General features: G+C 43.7%; 19 protein-coding genes. 11 read left to right on the top strand and 8 right to left on the bottom strand.

Annotated elements, in window-relative coordinates; all coding sequences use genetic code 11:
• Positions 1 to 5 precede the first annotated feature (5 nt).
• Genes RIB93_RS08680 through RIB93_RS08670 form a run of 3 tightly spaced genes read left to right on the top strand, consistent with a single transcriptional unit; the run spans position 6 to position 2,020 of the window.
• Positions 6 to 704, top strand: a complete 699-nt coding sequence (locus RIB93_RS08680) for a hypothetical protein (protein ID WP_446372247.1) — start codon at positions 6 to 8, stop codon at positions 702 to 704.
• Positions 682 to 1,704: a ComEC/Rec2 family competence protein gene (locus RIB93_RS08675; RefSeq protein ID WP_446372245.1), complete on the top strand. Its 1,023-nt coding sequence runs from the start codon at positions 682 to 684 to the stop codon at positions 1,702 to 1,704. Before RIB93_RS08680 ends, RIB93_RS08675 begins: the two co-directional genes overlap by 23 nt.
• A gap of 52 nt (positions 1,705 to 1,756) precedes the next feature.
• Positions 1,757 to 2,020 carry a type II toxin-antitoxin system Phd/YefM family antitoxin gene (locus RIB93_RS08670; protein WP_446372243.1) on the top strand — a complete coding sequence of 88 codons (264 nt, stop codon included), beginning with the start codon at positions 1,757 to 1,759 and terminating at the stop codon, positions 2,018 to 2,020.
• A 126-nt stretch (positions 2,021 to 2,146) separates the two neighbouring features.
• Here RIB93_RS08670 and RIB93_RS08665 read toward each other — a convergent pair whose 3' ends face one another.
• From RIB93_RS08665 to RIB93_RS08655, 3 genes are all read right to left on the bottom strand, one after another.
• Positions 2,147 to 2,695 carry a hypothetical protein gene (locus RIB93_RS08665; protein WP_446372241.1) on the bottom strand — a complete coding sequence of 183 codons (549 nt, stop codon included), beginning with the start codon at positions 2,693 to 2,695 and terminating at the stop codon, positions 2,147 to 2,149.
• Positions 2,696 to 2,697: 2 nt separating this feature from the next.
• Entirely contained in the window at positions 2,698 to 3,732 is a 1,035-nt protein-coding gene (locus RIB93_RS08660; RefSeq protein WP_446372239.1) for an AAA family ATPase, read from the bottom strand.
• Positions 3,733 to 3,844: 112 nt separating this feature from the next.
• Entirely contained in the window at positions 3,845 to 4,048 is a 204-nt protein-coding gene (locus RIB93_RS08655) for a hypothetical protein (RefSeq protein ID WP_446372237.1), read from the bottom strand.
• A gap of 55 nt (positions 4,049 to 4,103) precedes the next feature.
• Here RIB93_RS08655 and leuC point away from each other — a divergent pair, with 55 nt between their 5' ends.
• From leuC to leuD, 5 genes are all read left to right on the top strand, one after another.
• A complete protein-coding gene (leuC, locus tag RIB93_RS08650) occupies positions 4,104 to 5,507 on the top strand; it encodes a 3-isopropylmalate dehydratase large subunit (RefSeq protein WP_446372235.1) in 1,404 nt (467 codons plus the stop codon).
• A 366-nt stretch (positions 5,508 to 5,873) separates the two neighbouring features.
• On the top strand, positions 5,874 to 6,251 hold the full coding sequence (locus tag RIB93_RS08645; protein ID WP_446372233.1) for a hypothetical protein: 378 nt from the start codon (positions 5,874 to 5,876) through the stop codon (positions 6,249 to 6,251).
• A gap of 126 nt (positions 6,252 to 6,377) precedes the next feature.
• A complete protein-coding gene (locus tag RIB93_RS08640) occupies positions 6,378 to 7,514 on the top strand; it encodes an AAA family ATPase (RefSeq protein WP_446372231.1) in 1,137 nt (378 codons plus the stop codon).
• The gene (locus RIB93_RS08635; protein WP_446372229.1) at positions 7,504 to 8,094 is read left to right on the top strand and encodes a hypothetical protein; all 591 of its coding nucleotides are present in this window, start codon (positions 7,504 to 7,506) and stop codon (positions 8,092 to 8,094) included. Before RIB93_RS08640 ends, RIB93_RS08635 begins: the two co-directional genes overlap by 11 nt.
• A gap of 87 nt (positions 8,095 to 8,181) precedes the next feature.
• The gene (gene leuD / locus RIB93_RS08630) at positions 8,182 to 8,784 is read left to right on the top strand and encodes a 3-isopropylmalate dehydratase small subunit (RefSeq protein WP_446372227.1); all 603 of its coding nucleotides are present in this window, start codon (positions 8,182 to 8,184) and stop codon (positions 8,782 to 8,784) included.
• A 231-nt stretch (positions 8,785 to 9,015) separates the two neighbouring features.
• On the opposite strand, the gene RIB93_RS08625 is transcribed toward leuD, so the two are convergent.
• The 4 genes from RIB93_RS08625 to RIB93_RS08610 form a co-directional block, all read right to left on the bottom strand.
• Positions 9,016 to 9,369: a hypothetical protein gene (locus tag RIB93_RS08625; RefSeq protein ID WP_446372225.1), complete on the bottom strand. Its 354-nt coding sequence runs from the start codon at positions 9,367 to 9,369 to the stop codon at positions 9,016 to 9,018.
• Between the two features lie 128 nt (positions 9,370 to 9,497).
• The gene (locus tag RIB93_RS08620) at positions 9,498 to 10,778 is read right to left on the bottom strand and encodes a S41 family peptidase (protein ID WP_446372223.1); all 1,281 of its coding nucleotides are present in this window, start codon (positions 10,776 to 10,778) and stop codon (positions 9,498 to 9,500) included.
• Positions 10,779 to 12,023: 1,245 nt separating this feature from the next.
• A complete protein-coding gene (locus RIB93_RS08615; protein ID WP_446372221.1) occupies positions 12,024 to 14,798 on the bottom strand; it encodes a pentapeptide repeat-containing protein in 2,775 nt (924 codons plus the stop codon).
• A 374-nt stretch (positions 14,799 to 15,172) separates the two neighbouring features.
• Positions 15,173 to 16,066, bottom strand: coding sequence for a D-alanyl-D-alanine carboxypeptidase (locus RIB93_RS08610; protein ID WP_446372219.1), 894 nt, complete (start codon positions 16,064 to 16,066; stop codon positions 15,173 to 15,175).
• A 670-nt stretch (positions 16,067 to 16,736) separates the two neighbouring features.
• Here RIB93_RS08610 and RIB93_RS08605 point away from each other — a divergent pair.
• The 3 genes from RIB93_RS08605 to RIB93_RS08595 are packed head-to-tail and all read left to right on the top strand — an operon-like array spanning position 16,737 to position 17,884.
• On the top strand, positions 16,737 to 17,054 hold the full coding sequence (locus RIB93_RS08605; RefSeq protein WP_446372217.1) for a DsrE family protein: 318 nt from the start codon (positions 16,737 to 16,739) through the stop codon (positions 17,052 to 17,054).
• A gap of 18 nt (positions 17,055 to 17,072) precedes the next feature.
• Positions 17,073 to 17,483 carry a DsrE/DsrF/TusD sulfur relay family protein gene (locus RIB93_RS08600; protein ID WP_446372215.1) on the top strand — a complete coding sequence of 137 codons (411 nt, stop codon included), beginning with the start codon at positions 17,073 to 17,075 and terminating at the stop codon, positions 17,481 to 17,483.
• A gap of 20 nt (positions 17,484 to 17,503) precedes the next feature.
• Positions 17,504 to 17,884, top strand: a complete 381-nt coding sequence (locus RIB93_RS08595) for a hypothetical protein (RefSeq protein WP_446372213.1) — start codon at positions 17,504 to 17,506, stop codon at positions 17,882 to 17,884.
• 218 nt (positions 17,885 to 18,102) lie between these two features.
• Here RIB93_RS08595 and RIB93_RS08590 read toward each other — a convergent pair whose 3' ends face one another.
• Complete coding sequence (locus RIB93_RS08590) at positions 18,103 to 20,397, bottom strand: carotenoid oxygenase family protein (protein WP_446372211.1); 2,295 nt, start codon at positions 20,395 to 20,397, stop codon at positions 18,103 to 18,105.
• Positions 20,398 to 20,408: the final 11 nt, after the last annotated feature.

The following is a 20,408-nucleotide window of genomic DNA, read 5'->3' as shown; positions in this document are numbered from 1 at the left end:
CTGTTATGACAGTTATTCAATCTAATCAGAAAATAGCGATAGTTGATGATGAAGCAGAATTAGCAGAAGCAACTGGCTGGGAAGTAGAGGACGCTGGGTATGAACCATTTTTAGTCGTCAAGGGACATTTTACAAACGTCAATGATTTAGCATCAGTTATTTTAGAAAATACTCAAGGTGCTATTTGTGATAATCGCTTGACTAATTCTGGACTGGCTAACTTTTCGGGTGCCGAATTAGTCGCTACGTTGTATGATCGGAAGTTTCCATCATTACTGATATCTCAGTTTGTGGAAATTGACACTTCTTTTTCCATTAGAAAATGGAGACAAAAAATTCCTGTATTGTTAAGTCGTGACAAAGCAAATGCGTCAAGTATCACCAAAGGAATTGAAGCTTGTCAACAAGAACTTGGTGGTCATCTGCCAATTACCAGAAAACCTTCTAGAACATTAGTAAGAATTGCCAACGTTGACCAAGCATCTAATGAACCTGTGGTTGATGCCTTTGTTATTGGTTGGAATCCCCATAAAGCCGTCCGTTTTCCAGCTTCCCTGATTCCTGATACTATTCGAGCTGATGCCTTAAGGAAAGGTGTCCGTCTATTTGCTCACGTTAATATTGGAGCGGATAATGCCGATGATTTATACTTCGATAAATTTGAGTTAGCACCTGAGCCAGATGACGATGATGGACTTGCCTGAACTTATTATTTTAGACGTTGGTCACGGAAATTGTGCTGTTCTCCGAGATACAGAGGGTGTAATTGTTATTGACTGTCCCTATGGCAATACATTAAGAGAAATTATTGAGTATAGAGCAATTCAAGAAATTTCCCATATTTTGATTTCTCATGCAGATGCAGACCATATTGCAGGTATTGTCAATCTGCTATTAGATGAGAATATCAGGATACATAATATTCACTTAAATCCTGATGCTATTAAAAAGAGTGAAATTTGGCAGGATTTACGAATTGCCTTAAAAGATGCCAGAAAACGTTTTGGAACGGTAGTTTCAACGGAATTAACTACAACCAAGTCACGAACGTTAAACATTGGTCAAGTAGATATACAAGTTCTGGCTCCAACACCTGAGTTAATACTCGGTGGTGCTGGGGGAAGAGATTTACAAGGGAGGCGATTGACTTCCAACTCCATATCCGTTGTGATTGGCATAATCCATAATTCTCACCGAGTCGCCATATTAGCGGCAGATATTGACAAAATAGGATTGGAAAATCTGCTACAGGACGAACCTGATATCAGCACTGATATACTTGTCTTTCCTCATCATGGCGGAAAACCGGGTGGTGCCGATGGCAAAGCATTTGCTCAAGAGTTATGTGATTTTACAAAGCCTAAGTTGATAATCTTTTCAATTGATCGCAATCGTTTCAATAATCCTCGTGAAGAAATCATAGAGGGGATAAGTGTATCGGTTCCAGAGGCTCATATTTTGTGTACTCAACTATCCAAACAATGTGCTGAAAATCTGCCCAGTTCTGAACCTATCCATTTAAGTCGTCTTCCGGCTAAAGGATTGTTAAAAAACAGTTGTTGTGGAGGAACTGTCTCAGTTAATATAAATGGTGGAAGAACAACTTATACTAAAATCGATTTGCACAAAGCGTTTATTGATGCTCAAGTGCCTACCCCAATATGTCGGACGTTTAAACCAAGATCTCTATCTGATTCTAGGTAGGGCTTGCTGCAACAATTAGAAACTATTATACCAATAGACCAAATATAAGACAATGCAAAGCCAGATAACCTACACCCAAGCGTGTAATAATTTTGACAAAATTTACGAAGAGGCTATTGCCAGCCGCGAAGCCGTCATTTTCACTCGTGATGGTTCTGAGAGTGTCGCGATTATTCCTATCAACGAACTGAACCGCATTATAGAAACAGCTTATTTATTTCAGTCACCAGATAATGCAGCGCGTCTGCTAGTGGCGATACAACGTGCCAAAGCGCGGACGTTTCCGCCTCGAAGTATAGACGATTTACTTGACTGAGTTTGGACTTGGCGAAGAAGAAGTGTAAAACATCTCCAAGTTCCATACTACTATAGCGATCGCGGATAATTGAGATCAGAGAAATCTCGCCAACGATTACACCCTATTATAACCTGATGTACCAACTCAAACACTGTTTGTTTCGCTTGGCAATGTTGCGATGGGAAGTCCCATTCTAATTCCTGTTTCATGGTCAGCTAACGTTACATTATTTATATCAAAAAGTGCTATTCGCCCCCGCAAACGCGCTAGTAATCGAGTTTTCAGTGGACTTAATTCAGCTTTAAGGAGGGAATTCGTTATTTTTAACACAAATACTATCTTCAACTTCTTAGGCTTGCTGGGGAAAGTTCGGCAAGATAGAGGTAACTCTGAACAAATCTCTTGACCTTTTACAGAGCCAAACCATACGGCTGATAAAATCAATAAGCTATCTGTTGCTTTCTTGATTAGATTATCCAAAAGATGGTCAGGCAACCTTTCTGTAGGAGGTAAATGAGAGTAATCTTTCACATCTAAAAGCCAAAGACTATTCTTTATCGAGTCCCACCAGCCAAAATCCATTTCTGATAGGTTTTTACCACTCAGAGTTTTGTAGCCAGAACAATCTTGAAAGCGAAAGCTCTCTCCATCAGGTAGCGTAATCTGTAATCCACTCTCTTGATAAATTGGCATTTCTATGGTTCTAATTCCAGCCTTACGTCTTCTTCATAAAGTTCTATGGCTGCGTCAATAATTGGGTTGTCTGGCATTCCTTCGCTTAAATCACTAAATTGAGCAGTAATATCTCCGTTGCTTTTTGTGAGAGAGCAGAGTTGTATACTTTCTTGATGTTTACGAGCTAGAATTTCTAATTTTTTGATCACAGAATAACTATGAGTCGATGCATAAATTGTAATTCCGGCTTGGCTTAACAAAAATAGCATATCAACCAGACTATGAATTGCCTGGGGATGGAGATTGGCTTCTGGCTCATCGATAAATAAAATCGTACTCTGATTTAAACTTCTATTACGAATTAGGGTCGTTAAAATACCCAGCTTCTTAAATCCTTCAGCTATTTGAGACATCCCATATTTTTCCCGCCCCCGTTTGAAGATAAACTGATCCTGTTCTTTGACAATTTCTCCGGTAAGCAGATGCTCTAAGGACGTGAGAACTGCTTTAAGATTTTCCTGGATATTGCCCTTGGTTGGGGGAACTCTCAGCGCTTTGATTAAATCATAGTAGGTATGGTCAAAGCCAAAAATTTGCAGTTGTTCATTAATGGTAGCTATAGCATCCAAGGCAGTCAGAACTTCCTTGGGAGGAATAAAGAGGGCGTTTAATCCAGGTTGTGTTGGTGCTAACTCTGTACAATCTGTAATTTGTCGGGCTGTATCTTTACCGAAAGCAAAATAATAACTTTCGTCTAATAGCCTCGTTTCGACTTTTAAACGGCTTTCACCTTTTTTAACAAGTTGACCCAGTTTATTACTCTCTGGTTGATAGACCCAAAATAGTTTTTCAGCTAAAACCTCTCGCCAATCAGGTTGATCAGATTCAGTCCGTTTGGTAAATTCTTCAATTGATTTAGTAATGGTATATAGCAGTTTAATTAGATGAGTTTTGCCTGTATCATTTGCTCCGATAAAAATATTAATTTTAGTAATGCTGTGGAGTTCAAATTTAGCAAAACAACTAAAATTCTCTAGGCTTAAATAGCTAAACATTAAATTTATTATATTTGTTAGTAGTGGCGTGGTACACCTAAGCAAGATGAATGAGAATTACGCCCGGAAACTGTAGGGGCGCAAGGACCTGCGCCCAATTCAATGATCAAACCTATCCCACAATTTTAGCTGTGTCTCTCACTATGTGTTCGGCAAAGCCACAATTCACTATCTTAGTCCTCGCTGGTGCGTTACGCTGCCATTGATGGGGCGTAGACTGACGTAAGAGCGATCGCACATCCTCCAGGAACCATGCGATCGCTCTTTTAATGGTCAGATGAATGCCACCTCGCGATAAAATAGAAGGCTCCAGCATCTATCCCCATAGATGACTGGTGATTATCCTTAAATCCTATAACGACCTTTTGCAGATGAGCGAGAGAACACTATTCGATAAAGTTTGGGACTCCCACACCGTCGGTACTTTGCCTTCGGGTCAAACTCAACTCTTTATTGGTTTACACTTAATCCACGAAGTCACCAGTCCCCAAGCCTTTGGTATGTTGCGGGAAAGGGGATTGCAGGTGCTGTATCCCGATCGCACGGTGGCGACTGTGGATCATATCGTTCCCACCGAAAACCAGGCGCGTCCTTTTGCGGATGTGTTAGCCGAAGAGATGATGCAGGTGTTGGAACAAAGCTGTAAGAATTATGGGATTCGCTTCTATAATATTGGATCGGGGAATCAGGGGATTGTCCATGTGATTGCTCCAGAACAGGGATTAACCCAACCCGGAATGACGATCGCTTGCGGGGATTCCCATACTTCGACTCATGGCGCGTTTGGTGCGATCGCGTTTGGGATTGGTACGTCTCAAGTCCGGGATGTCCTCGCCTCGCAAACCCTCGCCCTGTCTAAACTTAAGGTTCGCAAAATTGAAGTGAACGGGAAACTCCCTCCCGGTGTTTACGCCAAGGATGTGATTCTGCACATTATCCGTACTCTAGGGGTTAAAGGTGGCGTTGGCTACGCTTATGAATATGCTGGCACAACCTTTGAGCAGATGACGATGGAAGAACGGATGACAGTGTGCAATATGTCCATTGAAGGCGGTGCCCGATGTGGTTATATTAATCCCGATCAGGTCACGTATGAGTATCTCAAAGGGCGAGATTTTGCGCCGAAAGGGGAAGACTGGGATAAAGCGGTGGAATGGTGGACCAGTATGCGTTCCGATACCGATGCCGTTTATGATGATATCGTCACTTATGATGCGGCTGAGATTGCGCCAACGGTGACGTGGGGAATCACACCCGGACAGGGAATTGCCGTAAATGAAGCGATTCCCATACCCGATAGTTTACCCGAATCGGAACGTGCGATCGCCCAAGAAGCCTATCGTTATATGCAGCTTATCCCTGGTGCGCCGATTCAGGGAACAAAAGTGGATGTCTGTTTTATTGGAAGTTGCACCAATGGACGATTGACAGATTTACGAGAAGCCGCCCAATTTGCCCAAGGAAAGCGAGTCGCACAAGGGGTGAAGGCGTTTGTTGTCCCGGGTTCAGAACGAGTCAAAAAAGACGCCGAAGCCGAAGGATTGGACAAAATCTTTGTCGAAGCGGGGTTTGAGTGGCGCGAACCGGGATGTTCGATGTGTTTGGCGATGAATCCGGATAAGTTACAAGGGGATCAAATTAGTGCATCGTCTTCTAACCGTAATTTTAAAGGGCGTCAAGGTTCAGCCACGGGACGCACCCTGTTAATGAGTCCAGTGATGGTGGTAGCGGCGGCGGTTAGTGGGAAAGTTTCTGATGTTAGACAGTTATTGTGAACCAGCCAGCCAGCCAGCCAGTCAGCCAAGAACTAAAGTTCTGGCTGAAAGCTAAAACCCGTTAAAACGGGTTCAAAGCCTTTAATGGAGTAAGCTTGAGCCAATTTTATGTAGTGGCGTGGCACACATAATTGGAGGAATTAACCATTAGCCTGGAAACCGTAGGGGCGCATGGCGTGCGCCCGATTCAATGGTAAAATCTATTCCACAATTTTATTAGTGAATCCTGCCCACCAAGCGAGTCATTTGGGGTGTATTACCAATTTTGCCAGATCTCAGTTAAAACGGGTTGAAATTCAATTGTAGTGAACCGTTTTAGCCGGAAATTGCGTTCCAGGCTTATGTTACAGCAACGGAGGGAAAATCATGAATGTAAGAGCGATCGCGCTTGCTACCATTCTCGGTCTATCTGCACCTACAATTACCGAGTTGATCATTAAAACACCTGTCGTCGCCCAAGCTAGGGTTCCTTTGGGGACATTCCAAGGGGGTGAATGGTCGGTCACCATTAACTATAGCAACAACGCCCTGACGTACTACGGTACTAATCAACGAACCGGCGATAACCTGGTTCTCCGAGGTGCGAAAGTACGGGGAAATCCTCAACGCCGCATTTATATTTGGCAAAACGGCGATTATCTGTATCAAGTCGCATGGCGACCAAACAATCCAGGAATCATTCGTCTTCAGGTATTCAATCCCGCAGGACAAGAAATTCTCAATCGCCTTCTCTATGAAAATTAGGGATGAACAGCAGTAGCTTATAATATCAGGTAGGTTGGGTAATAATGCCTTAACTTAATCTACTTCTGCTGTTGATTATATATTCATGCCCAAGCTTTTTTTGCCCAAACTTTAAGGAGTCAATTTATGTTAAAAAGAATTTATATAGATAACTTTAGATGTCTTGTTAATTTTGAAATCAAGTTTGAAGATAATATTAGTCTATTTCTTGGAGTTAACGGTTCTGGTAAAACCACAGTCTTCACAGCGTTACAGAGACTGCGATATTTCATTGTAGACAGGTTTCAAGTTAATCAAATTTTTCCAGGAACAGATTTAACTCGATGGGAAACTCGCTCGATCCAAAAATTTGAATTAGACATTGAAGGAAATGGAGGAATTTACAGATATTCTTTGGAAATTGCACATCAAGGCGATTATGCCCCTCCTGTAATGCATCGTGAGAGATTGAGTTTTGATGAACAACCACTATTGGATTTCAGAATTGAAATAGAGCAGGATAAACCTGTTGTGAAAGCAATGATATACTATGATTCTCCTGACCAAGGAGGAGAAGTTATTTCATTTGTAGACTCCTCCCGTTCTGTTGTCGGTTTGGTATCTGAGAGATGGAATACTCAAAAACTGACTTGGTTTAAAAAGCGGATATCTCGTTTTTTAATTGTACACATTAATCCTTTTTTTATGACGGCAGAGAGTCGCCAAGAAGAGATGTATCCAGTATGGGATATGTCAAACTATGCGGCTTGGTATAGCTATCTGTCCGGGGATCAGGGTAAAATAATTGAACTCACAATGAAATTAAGACAGGCAATAGATGGATTTGATTCGTTTAAAAATGAGCCGATTGGAGAGGCAAAAGTTTTATCATTATATTTCCCAAGTCTCAGTAAAAAGCCTTACAAACTTAACGAAATATCAGATGGTCAACGAGTTTTGATTGCCCTATATACATTGATATATTGTGCACCTGATGAAGATTATACCTTGTGTATTGATGAACCAGAAAATTATCTCGCCTTACCGGAAATACAGCCTTGGCTGAGTACACTTTTTGATCAATGTTCAGGTGCAGATAGTCACGGACAAGCCATTTTAATCTCCCATCACCCTGCACTCATTAACTATTTGGCTAGTAGTTCTGGGTATTGGTTTGAGAGAGCCAATGAAGGAATTATACGTCTACAGTCTATTACCGACCAACAAGATACAGGATTATCACTGGCTAAACTAATCGAACTGGGATGGATTTATGACGAGTAAAGACCATAAACCAGAAGTCGTTATTTTATGCGAAGATATTGCTCACGAACGATTCATCAGACAGTATTTTGTCTGTTGTGGATTCGAGGATCGCAAAATCAAAAATTTTCCTAATGTCAAAGGAAGGAAAGTCAAAAATAATAATGACTTCGTTATCAAGCATTATGCACCTCTGGTTAAAAGCTACAGAAGCAAAATTTTTCAAAACCGTGCCATAGTCGTGATGATTGATGCCGACACTAATAGCATAAATGACATATTGCGCTCTTTACACATAGCATTGGATGAGCAGGAAGGCAAGTTAAATCGAGACCCAAGGTTACCTAACGAGAAAATTGCCATTTTTGTGCCAGCCCGAAATATTGAAACCTGGTTTTATTACATTAGTATTGATCGCAATTGCGATGAAATAACGGATTATAAGAATTCTCCAGAAATTAGAAAATGGGATAGCATCGATTTAGCTAAATCCTCGGCAACAAAATTATCAAGGGAAATCTGTCCTCAAGGACTTGATAGTAATGCCCTGTCTTCCTTACATCATGCCTGTGATGAGTTGCGACGACTCCTCGATGAGTAATCTGAATTTTCACCCCAACCCTTATTCAGCAACCCCTAAATACCCAAAATAGAGATATATTTTTTATAGAAAAAAAGGAGTGAATCCATGAGTCAAGTTAAAACAGTGTCAGGACAAGGCGTTCCCGTTGTGGGTAACGATATTGATACCGACAGAATTATCCCCGCTCGCTATTTGCGCTGTGTTACTTTTGAAGGATTAGGAGACAAAGCTTTTGCCGATGACCGCGCCCAGGCGAAAGGGCAACATCCATTTGACCGTCCTCAATATCAAGGGGCAAATATCTTAGTGGTTAACGGCAACTTCGGCTGTGGTTCTTCGCGGGAACATGCGCCCCAAGCCCTGCAAAAATGGGGCATACAAGCTATTGTCGGTGAAAGTTTTGCGGAAATCTTCTTTGGCAACTGTTTGGCAATGGGAGTTCCCTGTGTTACGGCTGAACCGGAAACCGTGAAGCAGTTACAGAGAATCCTGGAAGAGAACCCGCAATCACCAATAACAGTCGATTTAGAAGCCATGGACGTTCGCTGTGGTGACTTCCAAGCCTCTGTTTCAATGCCTGAAGGAGTACGGCAAACTTTGATTACAGGAACGTGGGATAGTTGCGGACAATTGGTGAAGCAAGTTGACCAGGTTCGGGAGACAGCGGCGAAGTTGCCTTATCTGAAGTGGGATACAGCGAAAGTATAGGATAGGCAACGTCTCATCTGGAATAGTAGGCTTGTAGTAAGGGAACTTTAGCCCTAGATGCTGCCCTAGTAACATGCGCCAACCCAACCTACTGGCGTGACACAGCTAAAGTTGTGGATTAGATTTTACCATTGGATAGGGCGCAAAGCTTTGCGCCCCTACTGTTTCTGGGCTGAAGGGGTGACAAGGGAGGTGAAGGGTTGTCTTACCCGCCCCGTCAGGTTTCTGGGTTTAAGCCGCTTTTTTGAGCGAATTATTGAGCAGTACATTACCGCTAACATCAACACTCAGGTCTTTTCCTGGCACGTATCCTTTCTTCACCCACTGTTTATAAAGGGTAAATGAAGTAATTCTGTGAATTTCCTGCATTATATCAACAGGAATCAGATTTTCAACCGCCCAAATAATGGAGTCTGGCTCAAACCACATCACACGTTCAATACTGACAACCAACACCGCTGCAATATATTCAAGGGTCAGTTTAGTCGTTAAATCGGCAATTAGGGCTGACCCAATTTGGCTGTTGCGAGTCATGATTGCTCTCGCCATCCGGTCAGTTTCTCGGTCGAATTCCAAAGAGTTCATGCTTGGCTTTTGCGTTTTCTGCCTAGGATTTACGGGTCTGGAGTCTCCACCAGAACGTTACTGTTTCGCCAAGTATATCCAAAGATAGATGTCAGTTGGTATAAATTGTGTATAAAGATAACATAATTTCACTCTTGAATGGCTTCCAGCGCCACCTCTAGCGCCCGTTCTTTTTGCGGATCAGCGCCTTGGGCGTATTCTGGAGAGAAGGGAACCAGGATATCGGGTGTTACGCCTTTTCCTTCTAGTCGTTCGTCTCCATTCACGTAGACATCAGCGATGGCGACGTAAAGCAAGCTACCATCGGACATGAGAAATGGACGCCCCGCCACTACAGCGCCAGGGGTGGGCGTACCGACAACGGGTCCAATATCGAATTGCTGGAAACCATACGCCAGAATTTCTTTAGCACTGCGGCTTCCTTCATTCACCAGCATGACGACGGGTTTATTCCAGCCTGTGTAGTGAGTATATTGGGTACCATCCCGGAAAATCGTGGTTAAGCTTAAGTTTGGAGCGGTGTAGATGTTCAGGGCGGTGAGCGGTGCACCTCCCCATCCTTCTCTTAAGTCTACGACTAAAGTATCGGCTTGTTTGAGACGACCATAGATGAGTTCTTCTTCAAGCTGTTCTTGATAGTCATCACTGGCATAAGACCAGATATGAATATAACCGATTTTTTTACCTTGTTGTTCAATTATCTCAGTGCTGGCGTCCATGGCGTCGAGATACATGGTGGTTGTATCCAGCAATTTAGGGGTGACGGTGATTTCTTGCTGACTGTTGGGATTTGGCGATCGCTGAATTACCATTTTGACAGGAGTACCGGCTTGATCGGCAAAGGATTCAATGGGTTGGAAGGGGCGATTATCTACACTCAGAATGCGATCGCCTACTTTTAATCCGGCTTCAGCGGCTGGATTTCCTTCGAGAATGGCGCTGATAAAGGTTTGGTTGTCGATCGTTTTGGTGACGATACCAATGCCAGTATATTCTAGTTTGCCATTGGGAAAGAAGGGTTTGAGTTGTTGGCGTAAGTCGCGGTTTCTAGGTGCAAAGATTCCTAAGACTTGGTAATAGGCGGGTTGGTTGGGGATGTAGAGGTGGGTGTGAGAGGTGTTGAGTTCAGACAGCATTTGATTGATTAGGGTGGCGGCGGCTTCCCTGGATTGGGTTTGGCGGATTTGGGGTTCATAGTCGTCTTTGATGGTTTGCCAGTTGACGCCGTTAAAGTTGGGATCGTAAAAGTTATCATTGACGGTTTGCCAGACTTGGTTAAAGAGTTCCGTTTGGGGGTTGGTTGGTGTGGAATGGAGGGGGGAGTTGAGCCAGCTAAGTAGGATTAGACAGAGGCTAATTAGGGTGGCGATAATTAGGCGGTGATTTCGGGGAAGGGGAAATAGTTTCATAGTTGAGAGTGGGAGATATAAGCCTAGAACTAAAGTTCTGGCTTAAAGCTTAAACCCGTTAAAACGGGTTCACAGATTTATCTAGTTAGCTCGATTATTAGTTTAGCTTGAAGATGATACAGATCTTTGCGCTGTAATAAAGTACAGTAGATCAAAGTCCCCCTTCAGATCCCCCTCCCGTCCCCCTTCAAAAGGGGGAAGCCAAAGGATGCGGGAGCTTTTGGTTCCATGGGGGATTTAGGGGGATCGACAATGTAGCGCATAGCAGAGCAAACTGCTGTAAGTTTATTTGCTGGCGTCCAAGTTGACGATATCAGTGTCATTCAAGCGGGAAGATGTCAGAACACAAAATTTTATTGTAGGTTGGGTTGAGGAACGAAACCCAACATCCTAACCCTCTGATGTTGGATTACTCTCCAAGAAGGCTGTCGCTATCGCTGCGCGTCACGCCTACCTTCCAAGAGTTCAACCGACAAAGGTGATCGGCTCCCCATTCAAGCTCGGTTAGTGCTATTTAGATTGATTATATAAAACCCGCCTGTTAAGTTTCAAAACATAAGTTATGGGGTAAATATTGGGGTGAGAAGTTCTCGCGATCGCACCAATTTTTCTGTCCCTTTACCCTTACTTGCGATCGCGCTTTGTTTTTAGGGTTGTTTTGGCTAAGGTGGGGTTGTGGTGATTAGGGGTGATTTTGGGTTGAGGGTTGAGAGGTGGGAGGGTGGGATTTTTTAACGCAGAGGTTCGCAGAGGGAAGCGCAGAGGTTCGCAGAGGAGTTGGCGGTGAAGAAAGTTTCTGATATCAATGTAGGGGCGGGTTTTACTGTTATCGTATTTTTTTTACCCGGATGTTAGTAAACCCGCCCTTTGCCAAGGTTTTATTGAGTCAAAAGCTAGGTTAGTGCTGTTTAGATTAATTATACAATTGGCTTGCGATCGCGCTTTGTTTTTAGGGTTGTTTTGGCTAAGGTGGGGTTATGGTGATCAGGGGTGATTTCGGGTTGAGGGTTGAGAGGTGGGAGGGTGGGATTTTTTAACGCAGAGGTTCGCAGAGGGAAAGCGCAGAGGTTCGCAGAGGGGTTGGCGGTGAGGAAAGTTTCTGATATCAATGTAGGGGCGGGTTTTACTGTTATCGTATTTTTTTTACCCGGATGTTAGTAAACCCGCCCTTTGCCAAGGTATTATTGAGTAAACGCATTAGTTTGGCGGAGTGGCTATAGTATCAGATTGGTGAGTTATTCAGGGCTAAGATTTATCGCTGTCTTCATTTTTATTTAAGGTTAAGCTTTTTATATCCTTACCCTCAAGAATTGTTCCTTTAAGATTGGCTCCATTAAAATTTACTTCTGAAAAAATCACACCATCCAAAATTGCATTTTGTAGATTCGCTCCGCTAAGATTTACTTCTCGCAATGTCGCCTTTTCAAAATTAACGCTGCTAAGATTTGCTCCGCTAAGATTGACCTGTTGAAGATTGGCTCTGCTCAGACATGCGCCTTTAAGATTGGCTCCAATAAGATTTACTTGCTGAAGATTAGCTTCCTCAAGATATGCCTTTTCAAAAGTTGCTTTTTCGAGATTTAATTTGTAAAAATTAGCACCCCAAAGTAGGGCTGTATTAAAGCTTGTTTTTTTAAATTCTGCCTCAAAAAGCTGTGTATAAAAAAGAAAACATTTGTTCAAGTTCAAAAAATCAATGCATTTCATCGCCAGTACCTTTTCCAAAGATAACCTATTGAGTTGTAGCCTTGATATCCATATTGCAAAAGAACCTGGAGAATGCCAATGAATGTCTGAAATTTCCTTCGTCACACTCGCACAGGCATTTAACAAAGCCAATAACGCTTCCTCTGCATTTCGCGCCTGTCGCGTTTCTTCCTGAAAATTTGGTCTAGGATTTAAACCCTCCATTGGCATCCCATGACGCAACATAAACTCAATCAAGCGACATAATGTTTTCTGCCAATCGCGAACCTTTGATAAATCCTGTAAACGCATTTCATCACAGACGAATTGAAACAAGTATTCATCCATCGCTGATAAACCGCAGAGAGTCGCCCAAGTTATTAATGCCTCTCGTTCATCACAACCCTTGCGAAAATTACGCTTGCGTTCTTCTAAATCTTCATGGATAAGCCGAACTCCCTCAACAATTCGTTTTGCTGTCAGATATTCTCCAAAGCTTTTGTGGGTAAACTCAAAGGTTTTCTCTCTATTCCGGATCTCTCCACTTTCCCGAAAGTAAAAAGCAGTCAGCAAACGAGTAATACTGGCTCTTGAATCTTCTTGTAAGGTGGCTTGAAAGCGATCTAAAATCTGTCTTAGTCCACTATTATCGCAATGATCCTCAATTTCTTTGACACTGGTTGTCCTACCATCTCCATGCCAGCAAGCGAGGGCAATTTCCTCAAGAATCGCGATAAATTCATATTTTTCAATTCCCTCAGTCAAACGATAGCCATGCTTTTCATACCCTCGCTCATAAACAGCATCCAGCAAATCAGCATAGATTTCATTCAGATTCGTATCTTTTGAAAATTGCAGCTTATCTCGTTCAAAGCTTAATGCTACTAAATAATTTAATAATGGCTGTGCTGTAATTTCAACCAAATTATCTTTATCTAATTCTGGCGGTAAACCATCATAATGCTTACCTTTTGCCTGACCATAAAACTGCCACCAAACCTGGCGTTGATCTTCCTCAAGCAAATTTTGCTCATCAATATATTTTTGGCGATCTCTTTCTTTTTTTGTGACAAAATAGGGCAGAATATACAGCAGTTGACGCGGTTTGCGAAACTTGCTGCGGTTCGCCTGTACCACGACTTCTCGTCCCGTAATCAAAACCTGTACGCGAAGATGCTGATAATTAAATCGGTCAACTTCGCGCCGGACTTCTTCAACAAACTCTTTAGCCGCTTGTTCGGCAATTTTCCCCTGCATCGATAGCTCATCTAAGCCATCAAAGATAATCAGTAATCGCAATTCTCCATTTTCTCTGTCTAAGGGATTGTGAGACAAGAATCCTTCAACCTGGACAAATTCCCCTACCGCTTTTACCAAGTCATCTGATAATTTAAATAAGTGGAGGGGAATAAATAGAACTGGAATTTCTCCCTTTTCTGCTTGTTGTGCGGCAAACATTTTAGCAAAGGATGACTTACCACTTCCGGGTCCTCCACTGATTAAGCGAATCGCATCATCTGCTTCAGCATTCTGTAACCAGGTTTCCAATTCACTATTGAGATCTACAATAACTCGCTCATAGTTTTTATTCTCACTAATTCCTCGTTCAAATTTTCGCTCCGATTGTCCCGCCACCTCTCGCTCATAGTAGGCGCGTAATGGTACATAAACTTGTTTGAGGCTGAATGCTTCCCAAAATATCGGTTCATCTACCCGCTTTTGCAGCCGTGCGCGATACCGTAACCATCCCTGTTCTCGTCTCGTGGCTTGAGTAAAGGGTGTATCCAGAACTTGTTTTAAGGCAATATAATCTTGGGAATGCTCAACCCATTGGTCATTTAAGGCAAAAACAAAGTAAGCGGGGAGGCGACTACTGATCATTTCCGCTTCAACCTTTTTCTCCACATACCCCTCTAACCACTCAGCAAACCCCGTCTTCGCTTCTTGCACAATTGGCAAGTTTTGGGGATGCTGGAAAAAGTCGAGGTTAAGGATTAACTCGTTACTGGTTAACGATGCATTAAGACTTTTGTACAATTCTGTCAGATTATCGGGTTTCTGGTTTAAGAGTCCCCTATTTTCGTGTAACAAGTCTTGCATCGCTTGTATCAGGGAACGCACAATCAGCAATCCGGCAATTTCTCCGGGTTTTGCTTCTAATCCCAGGTTGTCGAGAACCTCAACGCCACTCTCCGCCAAGTCATCCCATTTCAGAAACGCGCCGTTAATGGCGGCTTTACCCAATGAGGCGAATAAACCCTTGGGATTGGCTTTTATCTCTTTTTTCCAGACTGAAACAGGCGGTTCGACTTTAATTCCCGGTTCCCTTGCCATAAAATTAATGGATGAAAGATTGTGCTGTTTCTAGCCTAACTAACTTTTTCACCATACCAGCCCTCACCCCCAACCCCTCTCCCAACCCCCCTCATTCCCGACATAGCCCGCTACATCTTTTATCATTAATGGTGCCGATTCCCCTTCTCTCTTGATGGGAGAAGGGGTTAGGGGATGAGGGTGAAACGCTCCCCCTGTATTAGTTCTCACCTTAAGTTGATACGGATGGCAAGCCTTGCGCCCCTACAAGCTGCTGGCACAAAATATCACACCCGGCTAAAACCTCTGTGCTACTGAAGCGTTAACCTCTGCGTTCTCTGTTTCCTAATCTCAACCGTTAACCTTAATTTTCGTCTGACTACTTACAGCAACGATTACTGACAAGGCGTTAACTGAGCCAAGCGCAAGGCAATTTCGTCAATCGCCCCCACTAATACCTGTCCCGATTGAGACGGTTGATTCACCATAATGCTAAACAAGATTTTCCCATAATAAGGATGATCCAAATACCCCGACAAACTTCTTACTCCCCGTAATGTCCCCGTTTTTGCCCGAATTCTGCCTTGAGTTTCAGGTAACCGTAAGCGATTTCTCAGTGTCCCATTTACCCCGGCAACGGGTAAGGAACGATAAAATAAATCATTGCCTTTGGCATACATCATCGCTTTTAATGTCGCGATTAATGCTTGCGGTGTGGCTACATTTTGCCGGGATAAACCTGAACCATCAACCTGTCGAAAACTATTCGGGTCAACGCCTAATGATGCTAACGTCTGCTTCACGGCAGAAGGTCCACCAATGTAACGCAGGAGGCTATCCGCGTAGCTGTTACTGCTTCTTTGGTTGGTGATTCTCACCCATTCATCTAACGATTTCGATTGAATTAAGGCTCGTGAATCCAGTCGTTGTAAAGCGGCGGCGGTGGTAAAGAGTTTGTTATTGGAGGCTGGGATGAGAAATTGATTGGCGTTGTGACTGTAGGAAATAGCAGGATTCGATACCGATTCCACCACAATCCCCCATTTGCCCCCCGCTAAATTGGGACGATTAATGATTGAGTCGATATACAGTCCCAAAAAATCGGGACAAACGCCACTTGTTCGACGTTCTGGAGGCGGAACAAAGATTTCAATCGAGTCGGCGCTTTTGGTTAAATTAGCCGCCGTTGTCGCCCTGGCGATGCTGGGAGTCATGACATTACCCATCGCCATCACACCGACGGTTAGCATGGCTAGGGATTGCTTCTGCCAAGGATTCATTGGTTTCATCGTCTGCAAGTCTTTACAATCTGGGCATCGTGAGAGAGAGAATGAGCAAAGCGCGATCGCTAATTGAGCAAGATAACATGATGCGGCTCATTGCGGCACGATAAGTTTGCTCTGTAGGTGAGAATGCACGGACGTAGCATACTACGTCTCTACACCACTCCATCAATTGCCAGGAATTATCCCTGAACACTGAACACCTTAGAACCCTGGGGACAGGGATTATGTTCCCGTCATTTTGATTTCTGTGGTTGTTTTTCTGGCTCAAAACGCTGTCATCAGGACGGTTTGCCGTTTTTCCTTCCAGAGAACGTGCGCGGTTCGTAGTAGGCGCTGTCTTCGCCATCTAATCTAATTGTGCAGGGGTGCTGAGGTGCACAGGTGCTCCCGAAAGCTGGGGGAGCAGGGGAAGATGGGGAAGATGAGGGAGATAGCAGACAAAATTTCTATTCTCTGTTCCCTGTCTAATGACGAATAACCACTTCTACACAAAAATAAACATAATTGAACATAACCGATTAAAAAATAAACATTTTTTAAAATTAAAATATTGACAAATGCGTAAAAATGTGAACCAAAATCAATCTTGCCAATACATTAAACCTGTATTATAGTTGGGAGTCCTGGCATTATTAGTGCTTGATTTGACTAATCGGTTGGAGAGCCAAACAGAATGGCAAAGTATTTCTTAATTGAATCAAGGAGTTCCTTTGATTCAACCCAAGTGACTCAAAATTATCAGTTGGCATCAGATTTAGCTAATGCCGGAAATGAAACCACCCTGTTCCTGGTGGAAAATGGCGTATTAGCGGCTCGTGCAGCGGCAGCGAATGGTTTAGCAAGTCTCAACGCGGTCAATGTATTGGCAGATGATTTTTCCCTGAGAGAACGTGGTATCTCAGAGACAGAACTGGGCAATGGTGTGCAAGTGGCGAGCATTGCGGCTGTGGTTGATGCCATGGCAGAAGGGCAAAAAACGATTTGGCTGTAACGGAAGATAAGTAAAAAAATGAGTACCAAAACCTTAACCTTTTCCATTATGGATAGTCCTTTTGAACAAGCAAGGACAACCACCGCGTTTCGGATGATTCATGAGGCAATTGAACGTGGGTATAATGTGAATGTTTTTGCTTACGAAGGGGCAGTTTCTTTAGCCTTTGCTCATCAAAAACCCCATGCGAATGCGGTTCATGGGAGAAGTGTGGAGGAAGAAGATCATCCCTTAACTAAAGATTGGATTACTGCATTACAGGAAAAAGCAAAAGCTAAGGGATGTCAATTAGATTGGATTAATTGCGGGCTTTGTGTAGATGAGCGAGGGGTAAATGACGCGATTGATGGCTGTCGTCGTGGTGCGCCGAGTGATTTATGGAAATGGGCGAGTGAGTCGGATGGAACGTTAATTATTGCAACGAAATAGGAAGGATTGGAGATATTAAGATGAAAGCGCTACAAATCATTGAATCTGCTTATCGCTGTACGATTGAAGAACAAGATGATCCATCAGTGTGGATTTCTCAAGCGATGAAAGGTGCTGGTGCGGATTTAGATATTTTGCTGAGAGGGAATGCGGTGAATTATGCCGTAAGTGGACAGGATGCCTCTGGACTGGTGTTTGGGGATAAGCCACAAACCCAGCCGCCTAAACTGGATCAAGATTTGCAGGGGGCCATAGAGAAGGGAATTACGGTTTATATTGTGGCAGATGATGTCAAATCTCGTGGGATTCCTGAAGGGAAAATGATTAACGGTGTGACTCAAGTTACCTGTCAGGATTTGCCCGGGTTATTTGGTAATTACGATCAAATTTGGCATTGGTAAAAATAATGCCGACGGCAATGAGGAATATCATGTCCGTTTAAACAGTACACAAGGTAAGAAATTAAACCGGACTTGATATCAGGGCGAAGCCTTTGGACAATAGGTTATCGCTGAAACCGATACTTGTGATGTATAGCAATCGCTATAGCGGTTAGGATACATCCGCCTTGTAGAGACGTTGCATGCAACGTCTCTACTCTCTCTCCAGAGGTTGATGGTTAACGTTGTTGAGTTGCCATTTGTGCCTCAGAAATCCAGGCGGCGTGGAAACCATAAGGAACGCGCTGAGGCATGAGTATTCGCGCCACTGGTTCATGGGTGAACTTTTGAGCATCAATGACCCATAATTCAGACCGTTTTTCTACAGCATCCCAAATCATCGTCAGCAACCAGCCATCATCCTCAGCCGTCCCACCTGGACGAGGGGCAAAGGCACTATCACCGCCAAACCGTCCCCGACCAAATTCATGAATTTGAGAGCTACCTGTTTCTAAGTCATACTTAATTAAACCGTCTAACAAGAGTCGGGGTCTCATATAAGTTGCCTGTCGGGAAGCGTACATATACCGTGTTTTCCGACCCGTATAATCATCATTGATGCGCGGAAATTCTGTGGCAATATCGAGGTCATTCAGAAGTTCTTCTTTCACTGCACCCGTTACTAAATTAATCCGGTAGCGATACATCCGGAAATGTTCAAATTCAGTGTCCCCACCTTCACCATTATCTTCTTGAGGAATAAACAGATAGGTATCAGGTGTGCGCGTGGACAGCAATACCACTTCGTCCCCTTCTTCCCAAGCGTTACCAACGTGGTAGAGCATAGAGGTAGAAATCTCAAACCAGCGGATTGTCCGGTTATCGCCATGGCGGGGTAGGATACCAATACGGCTGGAGTTTTGAGCCTCGAATTTAATCGGTAGCTGACCCAACATGATTCGCATGGGTCGAAATGTCAGGGGCATATCCAGAAACAGCGTATAGTTTTCGGTAATGGCAAAATCATGCATCATCACCGGGGCGGGAATATCAATCGGTACGGTTCGCAACAGTTCGCCTTCTTGGGAAACGACGCTGTATTCCAGATAAGGGGGAGCAATTGGAGCGAAACCGAAGACAATCATTTCACCCGTCACGGCGTCAACTTTGGGGTGTGCCGTAAACGTGGAAGCGAGTTTGTCGTTAAAGGTATACACGCCAACTGTTTCTAAGTCAGGAAGTCGGATTTGATAGGGGGCGCCAGCTTCCCACAGCGCCAGTAGTTTCCCGGCGTGCCACACACAGGCGGTGTTGGCGGTATTCTTCATCATCAAACCGTGAGGGGAATCAAACCGAGGTAGGTTCAGCAGTCCGGGCCAAATGGATTTCCCGGCAGCTTTCTCGTGTAAAAACCCTTCGGTTTGGATGTAGCGGTTACGGTAGCTAGCTTTACCATTGCTAATGTGGACGCCGTGCAGCATTCCATCCCCGTCTAACCAATGGTGGAGTCCAATGGGGGGAAATTGAGGGTTAGGACCATTGCGGAGAAACATCCCCGAAAGGTCTTGAGGAAGTTCGCCAATGACGGTTAAATTATCGGCAGTTACTTCTTGTTTGACTGGGGCAAAGTTGTCCGTCAAATAAAAATCTGCCATATCCTCAGCGAGGGCTTTAACATTCGCCGTCATGCTGAGGCGACTCAGGATTCCGTAGGGAACCCGCGCATAGTAACCCGCACCTTTGGCTACGTCACTAGCGATTGATGAGCGCTCCATTTGTAGAACGTTAGCCAAGAATTCGTTATCCATTAAAACGCTCATGAAGCGCTGCTGAAGCGTATTGGGGCGAGTCCCAGATGGCGCAGTGGTGGCGAGGCTTAGTGATTGTATCAGTTCCTGTTCTTGTTCGTCTAACACTCCTTCAGAATACATGAGGGCGTTGAAGGCTTCATATAGTTCCTGAAAATCTTCCTCGCTGGGATAATTTCCTAAATAAGCTTTTAACCAGCGATAACACTCATCACGCGGTACGGGCTGGTTATTTGATAATAAGGATTTAATTTCTGGATCATCTGCCAATCCTTTTTCATTTGCCACTCGCTGCAAAAATTCGAGTTCTTTCGGTTCAAGTACCCCATCAATCCAAGCCACCCCAATCAGGAGTTTGAGCAACTGCCGCTCCTTTTTGAGCCATTCTTCCTTGTTTGCCAGGAAAGTAGAGCGGGAAATGGGTACATCAAAATATTCGTCCGTACTTGCCTCTGGACGAACGTTTTTCTCACTGGTGTATACAATTTTGGCACGATCCGGTGTTTGGACAACAATATATAAGTCGGGATTGCCTTCAAACCGTTCAAACAGGCTTTGAAAATCGGCTTCTGTGTAGGTAATTTCAAATTGTCCCTGACTATTGGTCTTCACATATCCCAAGTTATCGCTCTTGACGATATCTTTATCAAAGGCTTCGACTATTAGGTTAGGAATCCCTAAACCACTTTCCGATTCGTAAACTCGTCCAGTGACTTTGAATGGCATAAAATGCTCCT

Origin of the sequence: Coleofasciculus sp. D1-CHI-01 (assembly GCF_040218875.1) — a bacterium.
Taxonomy (GTDB): Bacteria; Cyanobacteriota; Cyanobacteriia; order Cyanobacteriales; family Coleofasciculaceae; genus Coleofasciculus.
This window is presented reverse-complemented; position numbering and strand designations above follow the sequence as displayed.